Source organism: uncultured Amaricoccus sp. (assembly GCF_937858865.1).
In the GTDB taxonomy this organism is placed as follows: Bacteria; Pseudomonadota; Alphaproteobacteria; order Rhodobacterales; family Rhodobacteraceae; genus Amaricoccus.
In genome coordinates, this window is sequence record NZ_CALLYO010000260.1 from 1 (window position 1) to 2,295 (window position 2,295).

At 69.3% G+C, this 2,295-nt stretch carries 2 protein-coding genes; both read left to right on the forward strand.

The genetic code is table 11. From position 1 onward, the window contains the following. Nucleotides 1-142 precede the first annotated feature (142 nt). The gene (gene radC, locus Q0112_RS07335; RefSeq protein ID WP_297973367.1) at nt 143-922 is read left to right on the forward strand and encodes a DNA repair protein RadC; all 780 of its coding nucleotides are present in this window, start codon (nt 143-145) and stop codon (nt 920-922) included. Nucleotides 923-1,007: 85 nt separating this feature from the next. Then, a complete protein-coding gene (locus Q0112_RS07340) occupies nt 1,008-2,291 on the forward strand; it encodes an ABC transporter substrate-binding protein (protein ID WP_297973370.1) in 1,284 nt (427 codons plus the stop codon). The last annotated feature ends 4 nt before the right edge of the window (nt 2,292-2,295 follow it).

The following is a 2,295-nucleotide window of genomic DNA, read 5'->3' on the forward strand; positions in this document are numbered from 1 at the left end:
GTTGTGCTCGCCCGCACATTTCCCGAGTATTTGCCTCGGATCCACCACGCGCGCGATTCGTTCGGGCACCCCTCATCCGGGGCGCTAACCCGCCGTTAACCCTGTGGGGCCGATTTTCCACCGACTGCGGCGGGAGGCGGCGATGTCCGACCGGGAGAAAGAACGACCGGGCTTTTCCGAGCAGGCGCTGCAAGGCCTGCACGAATTCGAGCTGCGCCTGCCACCCGACCCCGGCCCCGCCTCCGAGGTCCGCCCGCACTACTGGGGCCACCGCGAGCGGCTGCGCCAGCGCTTCCTCGCCGGCGGGCACGCCGCCATGCCGGAATACGAGCTCCTCGAGCTCCTCCTCTTCAACGCCATCGACCGGCGCGACGTGAAGCCGCTCGCCAAGGCGCTGCTCGCCGCCTTCGGCGACCTCAACGGCGTCGTCGCCGCCTCCGAGCACCGGCTGCTGCAGGTGCCGGGCGCCACGTCCAAGGTCTGGCTCCAGCTCCGCATCGTCGAGGCCTTCGCCCACCGCATGGCGCAGGCCCGCGTCATCCGCCGCTCGGTCATCTCCTCCTGGGACGAGCTCATGGCCTACTGCCGCACCGTCATGGCCTACCGCGAGACCGAACAGTTCCGCATCCTCTTCCTCGACCGCAAGAACGTGCTCGTCGCCGACGAGCCGCAGGCGAAGGGCACCGTCGACCACGTCCCGGTCTACCCGCGCGAGGTCGCCCGGCGGGCGCTGGAGCTCAACGCCTCCGCCCTCATCCTCGTCCACAACCACCCCTCGGGCGACCCTACCCCGAGCGGCGCCGACATCGCGATGACCGAGGAGATCGTCCGCGCCTGCGAGGCGATCGGCGTCGTCCTCCACGACCATGTGGTGATCGGCAAGGGCGCCGAGGCCTCCTTCCGCAGCCTCGGCCTGATCTGAACCGCCGCCGCTTTTGCTCGACTGACGAGTGAAAATGGGGTTAAGGTCGAGCCGACGACGACCGGAAGCCAGGGGAGGGCGGCGCATGCGGACGGCAACGGGGTGGGGCACGAAGGGGGCGCTCGCCCTCGGTGCGGCGGTCGCGACGCTCTGGGCGTCGGCCGCGGGTGCCGTCAACATCAACATCGTCTCGGGCGCGGTCGGCGCCGACATCGCCGCCTACCGCGAGCTGGTGAAGCCCTGGGAGGCGCAGACCGGCAACACGGTGACCTTCGTCCCGATGCCCTCCTCGACCACCGACCAGTTCGCCCAGTACAAGCTCTGGCTCGCCGCCGGCAACGCCGACATCGACGTCTACCTCGTCGACGTGATCTGGGCGCCGCAGCTCTCCGACCAGTTCCTCGACCTCACCGAGGCGGCGTCCGCGGTCACGCCCGACCACTTCCCCTCGATCATCGAGTCGCAGACGGTGAACGGCAAGCTCGTCGCCATGCCCTTCTTCACCGACGCCCCGGCGCTCTACTACCGCAAGGACCTGCTCGAGAAGCACGGCGCCGAGGTGCCGAAGACCTGGGACGAGCTGACCGCCACCGCCCAGAAGGTGATGGAGGCCGAGCGCGCCGAGGGCTCGGGCGACCTCTGGGGCTACGTCTGGCAGGGCGCCGCCTACGAGGGGCTGACCTGCAACGCGCTGGAATGGATCAAGTCGAACGGCGGCGGGCAGATCATCGAGGCCGACGGCACCATCTCGGTCAACAACGAGAACGCGGTCGCCGCGCTCGAGATGGCCAAGGGCTGGGTCGGCACCATCTCGCCGCCGGGCGTCCTCTCCTACACCGAGGAGGAATCGCGCGGCGTATGGCAGACCGGCAACTCGGTCTTCATGCGCAACTGGCCCTATGCCTACGCCCTCGGCAACGCCGCCGACAGCCCGATCACCGGCAAGTTCGACGTCGCTCCCCTGCCGTCCGGCGGCGGCGACAATACCTCGGCGGCGACGCTCGGCGGCTGGAACATCGCCGTCTCGCGCTACTCGCCCAACCCCGAGGCCGCGACCGAGCTCGTCATGTTCATGACCTCGACCGAGAGCCAGAAGGCGATGGCGCTCCAGCTCTCGCACCTGCCGACGATCATCTCGCTCTACGACGACGCCGACATCGCCGCGCAGCAGTCGCTGATCCCGCGCTGGAAGGACATCTTCCTCAACGCCGTGCCGCGGCCGTCGGCGCCGACCAAGGTCTCCTACAACGAGGTCTCCTCGAAGTTCTGGACCGCCGTCCACGACACCCTGTCCGGTACCGGCACCGCGGCGGAGAACCTCGAGATCCTCGAGCTCGACCTCGACGAGCTGAAGGGCGGCGGCTGGTAGCCGC